This window comes from Methylibium sp. T29 (assembly GCF_000576205.1).
Classification (GTDB): domain Bacteria; phylum Pseudomonadota; class Gammaproteobacteria; order Burkholderiales; family Burkholderiaceae_C; genus Methylibium; species Methylibium petroleiphilum.
In genome coordinates, this window is the sequence record NZ_AZND01000023.1 from 21,550 (window position 1) to 28,610 (window position 7,061).

Sequence of the window (7,061 nt, forward strand, 5' to 3'; positions counted from 1 at the left end):
TCGTCTGATGCAGTTGCCGGTTGAAAACGTGGGCTGGATGACGCCCTAAAAATTCCCGATGAACCAATCCTTGACGCGGCCGAACAGGGTCTGGACCGACCCCGCCTGCTGCGCTGCCTTCATGCCGCGCGTGCGCGCGAGCCTCGCCTCTTCGAGCAAGCCCATCACGGTGGCCGAGCGCGGGCTCGCCACCATGTCTGACAGTGCGCCGGCGTAGGTGGGCAGCCCCTTCCTCACCGGCTTCAGAAAGATGTCCTCGCCCAGCTCGACCATGCCGGGCATCACCGCGGTGCCGCCGGTGAGCACGATGCCGCTGGACAGCAGCTCCTCGTAGCCGCTCTCGCGGATCACCTGGTGCACCAGCGAGAAGATCTCCTCGACGCGCGGCTCGATCACGCCGGCCAGCGCCTGGCGGCTGAGCATGCGCGGGCCGCGGTCGCCGAGCCCCGGCACCTCGACCTGCTCGTTCGGATCGGCCAGCAGCTGCTTGGCCACGCCGTGCTCGACCTTGATCTCCTCGGCGTCCTTGGTCGGCGTGCGCAGCGCCATCGCGATGTCGCTGGTGATCAGGTCGCCGGCGATCGGGATCACCGCGGTGTGGCGCACCGAGCCGTCGGTGAAGATCGACACGTCGGTCGTGCCGGCGCCGATGTCGACCAGCGCGACGCCCAGGTCCTTCTCGTCGTCGGTCAGCACCGCGTGGCTGGACGCGCTGGGGTTGAGTACCAGCATGTCCACTTCCAGCCCGCAGCGGCGCACGCACTTGATGATGTTCTCGGCCGCGCTCTGCGCGCCGGTCACGATGTGCACCTTGACCTCGAGGCGGCCGCCGCTCATGCCGATCGGCTCCTTGACCTCGTGGCCGTCGATCACGAACTCCTGCGCCTCGACCAGCAGCATGCGCTGGTCGTTCGGGATGTTGATCGCCTTGGCGGTCTCGATCACGCGCGCCACGTCGACCGGCGTGACCTCCTTGTCGCGCACGATCACCATGCCGGTGGAGTTCTGGCCGCGGATGTGGCTGCCGGTGATGCCGGTGTAGACGCGCGTGATCTTGCAGTCGGCCATCATCTCGGCCTCCTTCAAGGCCTGCTGGATGGACTGGACCGTCGCGTCGATGTTCACCACCACGCCGCGCTTGAGCCCATGGGCCGGCGCGGTGCCGATGCCGGCGACGCGCAGCTCACCCTCGGGCAGCACCTCGGCCACCACCGCCATCACCTTGGCGGTGCCGATGTCGAGCCCGACGACGAGATCCTTGTATTCCTTGGCCATGTGCTTCCCGCCTTTTCCTTCTATTTCCTGCCTGCCGCCGCCGTCGGCGCCGCCGTGCCGATGCCCTTGAGCCGCAGCGCGTAGCCGTCGGCGTGGCGCAGGTCTGCATACGCCAGCGGGCGCTCGTAGCGCGCCGTCAGCTGCGGCACGGTGCCCACGAAGGCCTGCACCCGCGCCATCACCTCGTCCTCGCCGCCGCGGCCGAGCTCGACCTGCGCGCCGCTGTCCAGCTCGGCTCGCCAGGAACCGCGCGCGCTCATCGCCAGCGTCTCGATGCTCGCGCCAATGGCCTCGAACGCCGGCACCAGCCGCCGGTACATCGCGAGCATCGACGCCGAACTGCCCTCCGGCCCCTGCAGCACCGGCAGGTTCTCGTCCTCGACGTCGCCCGGGTTCGCCTCGAACACCTCCCCCTGCACGTTGACGAGCTTGTCGTCGCCGTCCTCCTGGTGCCACCATGCGGCGACGTGGTGTTCTTCGAGGCGCACGGCCAGCCGGTTCGGCCACACCCGCTGCACCGCGGCCCGCCGCACCCAGGGCACGGACTGGAAGGCCTCCTGGGCCTGCGCGAGATCGAGGCTGAAGAAGTTGCCGCTCAGCTTGGGCATCGCATTGGCACGGATCGTGGTCACGCTGTTGCGCGCCACCTCGCCCTCCACGCGAACGCCGCGCAGCGTGAACAGCGGCGCGCGCAGCGCCCAGGTCAGCAGCAGCCCGATGAAGGCCAGCAGCGCGAACGCGAACAGCACGCTGGCGCCGGTGCGCATCAGGCGCACATCGGCCGGCAGCGGCTGCGGCTTCGCGGGGAGGCGGGGTCTGCGGGCCATGAGGGGCTCAGGCGTCGAGCGCCGCTCCCTGCAGGATGTGCAGGCACAGCTGCTCGTAGCCGAGGCCTGCGGCCTTGGCCGACATCGGCACCAGCGAATGGCCGGTCATGCCCGGCGAGGTGTTCATCTCCAGCAGGAAGGGCTTGCGATCGCTGGCGCGGATCATCAGGTCGGCCCGACCCCAGCCGCGGCAGCCCAGCGCTCGGTAGGCGGCCAGCACGATGCGCTGGATCTCGGCCTCCTCGTCCGCCGGCAGGCCGCTCGGACAGAGATACTTCACCTCGTCGGTGAAGTACTTGTTCTGGTAGTCGTAGCCGGCCTCGGGCGGCACGATGCGGATCACCGGCAGCGCGCGAGCATTCGCGCCCTCGCCCAGCACCGGGCAGGTCACCTCGGCGCCGTCGATGAACTCCTCGCACAGCACGTCGGGATCGTGGCGGGCCGACAGCGCCACCGCGTCCTGCATCTGCGAATAGCCGAGCACCTTGGTGACGCCGATCGACGAGCCCTCGCGCGGCGGCTTCACGATCAACGGCAGGCCCAGGTCGTCGGGCACGCCGCGCACCCGCTCGGGCGTCTGCTCGTCAGGCGCGAGCCGCACGTAGCGTGGCGTCGGCAGCCCTTCGGCGAGCCACACGCGCTTGGTCATGATCTTGTCCATCGCGATGGCGCTCGCCATCACGCCCGAACCGGTGTACGGAATGCGCAGCAGCTCCAGCGCGCCCTGCACCGTGCCGTCCTCGCCGTGCCGACCGTGCAGCGCAATGAAGCAGCGCTGGAAGCCCTGGCGCCGCAGCTCGACCAGTTCGTGATCCTTCGGATCGAAGGCGTGGGCGTCGACGCCGGCGTCCTGCAGCGCCTTCAGCACGCCGCCGCCGGACATCAGCGAGATGTCGCGTTCGGCCGAGGTGCCGCCCATCAGCACGGCGACCTTGCCGAAGGACCGGGGATCGGGGGTGGCGCTCATGCGTGGGCTCCCAACAGTTCGACCACCTGGCCGGGCACGGCGCCGATCGAGCCCGCCCCATGGTGATCACCACATCGCCGTCCTGCACGTTGTCGGCGATGGCCTGCGGCATCGCCGCGATCTCGTCCACGAACACCGGTTCGAGCTTGCCGCCGACCCGCAGCGCGCGCGCCAGCGCGCGCCCGTCGGCAGCCACGATCGGCGCTTCGCCGGCGGCGTAGACCTCGCCCAGCAGCACCGCGTCGGCGCCACCCATCACCTTGACGAAGTCCTCGAAACAGTCGCGCGTGCGGGTGTAGCGGTGCGGCTGGAAGGCGATCACCAGGCGGCGCCCCGGGAAGGCACCGCGCGCCGCGGCGATCACCGCGGCCATCTCCACCGGGTGGTGGCCGTAGTCGTCGATCAGCGTGAAGCGACCACCGGCCGGCGTCGGCAGCTCGCCGTAGCGCTGGAAGCGCCGGCCCACGCCGTCGAAGGCGGCCAGCGCCTTCTGCACCGGCGCATCGGGCAGCTCCAGCTCGGCCGCCACCGCGATGACCGCCAGCGCGTTGAGCACGTTGTGCCGGCCCGGCAGATTGAGCGTGATCGGCAGGTCGGGCATCACCACGCCGTTGCGGCGCTGCGCGGTGAAGCGCATCTGCCCCCCCGGCAGCGCCAGCACGTCGACCGCGCGGATCTGCGCATCCTCGCCGAAGCCGTAGCTCACCACCGGCCGCGAGATCATCGGGATGATGGAACGCACGCCGGGGTCGTCGCCGCAGATGATGGCCGCGCCGTAGAACGGCATGCGGTGGAGGAATTCGAGGAAGGCGTGCTTCAGTCGGCCGAGGTCGTGGCCGTAGGTGTCCATGTGGTCGGCGTCGATGTTGGTCACGACGCTCAGCACCGGCAGCAGGTTCAGGAACGAGGCGTCCGACTCGTCCGCCTCGACCACGATGTAGTCGCCGGCGCCGAGCCGCGAGTTCGCGCCGGCGCTGTTGAGCCGACCGCCGATCACGAAGGTCGGGTCCAGCCCGGCTTCGGCCAGCACGCTGGCGACCAGCGAGGTGGTGGTGGTCTTGCCGTGCGTGCCGGCGATCGCGATGCCCTGCTTCAGGCGCATCAGCTCGGCCAGCATCACCGCGCGCGGCACCACCGGCACGCGCCGGGACCGCGCCGCGATCACCTCGGGGTTGTCTCCCTTCACCGCGGTGGACGTGACCACCGCCTCGGCGCCGGCGATGTGCGCAGCGTCGTGGCCGATCGCCACGCGGATGCCCAGCGAGGCCAGCCGCCGCGTCGTCGCGCCGTCGCTCTGGTCGGAGCCCGACACCCGGTAGCCCAGGTTGTGCAGGATCTCGGCGATGCCGCTCATGCCGGCGCCGCCGATGCCGACGAAGTGGATGTGCTTGACTGCGTGCTTCATGACAGCCCCTCGTCCGACGCGTACGTCGGCCGATCCCCGCGGGGATACGGGCCGGCTTGGGGCGGCCCGGCGCTCGGCCCGCGTGCGCAAGTGTCTGCAGGTTCATCACAGCCCGTCCTTTCGCACGAGACGCTCGATCTCGTCGGCCACACGGGCCGCGGCGCGCGGGCGTGACAGCGCACGCGCCTTCTCGGCCATGCCCAGCAACTGCGGCCGGTCCAGCGTGCGCAGCCGCTCGGCCAGCGCCTGCGGCGTCAACTCGCTCTGCGGCAGGTGGATCGCCGCACCGTGCTGCGCCATGTAGAGCGCGTTGTCGCGCTGGTGCGAGGTGGTGCTCACGATCAGCGGCACCAGGACACTCGCCACGCCGGCGGCACACAGCTCGCTGACCGTCACTGCGCCGGCACGGCAGATCACCACGTCGCAGTGCGCGAGCCGCGCGGCCATGTCGTCGATGAAGGCCAGCACCTCGACACCGTCGTCGATGCCCACGGCCGCATAGGCCTCCTTCACGCCGTCGCGGTTGAGCTGGCCGGTCTGGTGCAGCACGCGCGGCCGTTCCGCGGGCGCCAGCAGGGCCAGCGCCTGTGGCAGGGTCTCGTTGAGCACGCGCGCCCCCAGGCTGCCCCCGACCACCAGCACGCGCAGCGGTCCCTCGCGCCCGGCGTAGCGCACCGGCGGCTCGGGCAGTGTCTCGATCTCGGCACGCACCGGATTGCCGGTGACGACCGCCTGCCTCGTGGTGGCTGCCGCGGCGCCGTCGAAGCCGAAGGCGATGCGGTCGGCCACCGGCTTCAGCGCGCGGTTGCTCATCAGCAGCGCCGCATCGGCATTGACCAGGATCAGCGGCTTGCCCAGCAGCGAGGCCATCAGCCCGCCCGGGAAGCACACATAACCGCCCATGCCCAGCACCGCGGTGGTGGCGCGGCGGCGCAGGATCTTCACGCAGGCCGCGAACGCACCCAGCAGCCGCAGGCCGCCGGTCAGCGTGTGCAGCAGGCCCTTGCCGCGCAGCCCGCTGAAGGCGATGGTGTCCATCTCGATGCCCGACTCGGCGGCCGGCGGCACGAGGCGGTTCTCCATGCCCTGCTCGGTGCCGAGCCAGCTGACGGTCCAGCCGCGGTGCTGCATCTCCTGGGCGACGGCCAGGCCGGGAATGATGTGGCCGCCGGTGCCGGCGGCCATGACGACGAGGTGGCGTTGAGTCATGGCGTGACTCCTGCACCTGCGGACGGCACCGCGCCGGGGCGAGACCCGGCGGGCTGCCGCGCACGGCACCGCACCAAGCCGATAGCCTCAGCCATGCCCTGGATGAAAGCGCCGCTCACGCGCGCCCTCCTCGCATGAGCTGCCGGTTCTCGATATCGACCCGCAACACGATCGCCAACGCCACGCAGTTCATCAGGATCGCCGAGCCGCCGTAGCTCATCAGCGGCAGCGTCAGGCCCTTGGTCGGCAGCACGCCGAGGTTCACGCCCATGTTGATGAACGCCTGACCGCCCATCCAGATGCCGATGCCCTGCGCCAGCAGGCCGGAGAACACGCGGTCGAGCGCGATCGCCTGGCGGCCGATGTGGAAGATGCGGCGCGTGAGCCAGAAGAAGGCGGCGATCACCAGCGCAACGCCGACGAAGCCCAGCTCCTCGCCGATCACCGCCAGCAGGAAGTCGGTGTGCGCCTCCGGCAGGTAGTGCAGCTTCTCGACGCTGGAGCCCAGGCCCTGGCCGAAGATCTCGCCGCGGCCCAGCGCGATCAGCGAATGCGTGAGCTGGTAGCCCTTGCCCTGCGCGTACAGCGGGTCCCAGGGGCTGAGAAACGCCAGGATGCGTTCGGCCCGCCAGGGGCTCGCGATGATCATCGACACGAAGGCGCCCAGCAGCACCGCGATGCTGAGCAGGAACATGCGGCCGTTCACGCCACCGAGGAACAGGATGCCCATCGCGATGGCTGCGATGACGATGAACGCGCCCATGTCGGGCTCGGCCAGCAGCAGCACGCCGATCACCGCGAGCGCGGCCGCCATCGGCGCCACGGCGCGCGTGAAGTGCTCCTTGATCTCCATCTTGCGCACCATGTAGCTGGCGGCATACATGGCGATGCCCAGCTTGGCCAGTTCGCTGGGCTGGAAGCTCATGAAACCCAGCGGGATCCAGCGCCGCGCGCCCTTGCTGGCGCGCCCGATGTGCGGGATGAGCACCAGCACCAGCAGCACCAGCGCGGCGACGAACAGCCACGGCGCCCAGCGCTCCCACAGCCGCAGCGGCACCTGCACCACCGCGAGCGACGCGCCCAGCGCGATCAACAGGCCGAAGGCATGGCGCACCATCAGGTAGTGGTGGGTGGGCGCGACACGCGCGGTGCGCGGGTCGTCCGGCAGCGCGATCGAGGTCGAATAGACCATCACCAGGCCGAGCGCGAGCAGCGCGATCACCACGCAGACCATCATCTGATCGAAGCCCAGCAGGCGCGCCGGCTGGCCGTTGGACACGCTGACCCAGTCGCGGATCGGCAGTGTCTCGCTGCCCGCACCGCGGCCCAGCCAGCGCGCCGCGCGCTCCTTCAGCGCGGCCAGCCCCGGGCGGCGCCG

Annotated in this window: 5 protein-coding genes and 1 pseudogene; all 6 read right to left on the reverse strand. The window is 70.6% G+C overall.

Going from position 1 to position 7,061, the window contains the following annotated elements; genetic code table 11:
* Positions 1–45: 45 nt before the first annotated feature.
* Positions 46–1,275: a cell division protein FtsA gene (gene ftsA / locus x551_RS05545; protein WP_011828066.1), complete on the reverse strand. Its 1,230-nt coding sequence runs from the start codon at positions 1,273–1,275 to the stop codon at positions 46–48.
* 20 nt (positions 1,276–1,295) lie between these two features.
* Entirely contained in the window at positions 1,296–2,102 is an 807-nt protein-coding gene (locus x551_RS05550) for a cell division protein FtsQ/DivIB (RefSeq protein ID WP_011828065.1), read from the reverse strand.
* A 7-nt stretch (positions 2,103–2,109) separates the two neighbouring features.
* Entirely contained in the window at positions 2,110–3,069 is a 960-nt protein-coding gene (locus tag x551_RS05555) for a D-alanine--D-alanine ligase (RefSeq protein ID WP_011828064.1), read from the reverse strand.
* A pseudogene (gene murC, locus x551_RS05560) lies at positions 3,066–4,474 on the reverse strand (UDP-N-acetylmuramate--L-alanine ligase). Before murC ends, x551_RS05555 begins: the two are co-directional and overlap by 4 nt.
* Before the next feature lie 105 nt (positions 4,475–4,579).
* A complete protein-coding gene (gene murG, locus x551_RS05565) occupies positions 4,580–5,683 on the reverse strand; it encodes an undecaprenyldiphospho-muramoylpentapeptide beta-N-acetylglucosaminyltransferase (RefSeq protein ID WP_036233163.1) in 1,104 nt (367 codons plus the stop codon).
* A 115-nt stretch (positions 5,684–5,798) separates the two neighbouring features.
* On the reverse strand, positions 5,799–7,037 hold the full coding sequence (ftsW, locus tag x551_RS05570) for a putative lipid II flippase FtsW (protein WP_253950305.1): 1,239 nt from the start codon (positions 7,035–7,037) through the stop codon (positions 5,799–5,801).
* Positions 7,038–7,061 lie beyond the last annotated feature (24 nt).